Genomic DNA, 279 nt, shown 5'->3' with positions numbered 1-279 from the left:
CTCCACGGGCGGAATTCCCGACCGAAGGAATACAGGATGAGCACGCGCTTGGCCTCGGTGCGCGCCACCGCGCCCGGCTCGGCGGCGCGAGCCTGGCCGAACAGGACGAACGTGGCCAGCACGATGGAAAAGCAAAGGAGCGCGGCTGCGTTCAGCCACGGCCTGACCGACGCATTGGTCACGCGCCCGCTCATCCACCTCCCCGGCTACTTCAAACGGCCGCTCTCCATTGGCAATTCTAGCGGGAATTGCGTGGCACCGACAGCCCGCAGACCGGCA

The 279-nt window shown here is 67.0% G+C and carries 1 protein-coding gene; it reads right to left on the bottom strand.

The genetic code is table 11. From position 1 onward, the window contains the following. The coding region (locus OH705_RS27145; protein ID WP_267303426.1) for a hypothetical protein at window positions 1-182 on the bottom strand (182 nt) is incomplete at its 3' end. Between the last annotated feature and the right edge of the window lie 97 nt (window positions 183-279).

The sequence above is a fragment of the Pseudomonas sp. BJa3 genome (genome assembly GCF_026343815.1).
Taxonomy (GTDB): Bacteria; Pseudomonadota; Gammaproteobacteria; order Pseudomonadales; family Pseudomonadaceae; genus Aquipseudomonas; species Aquipseudomonas soli.
Note: the sequence above shows the minus strand (reverse complement) of the source record. Positions and strands in the feature narration are given on the sequence as shown.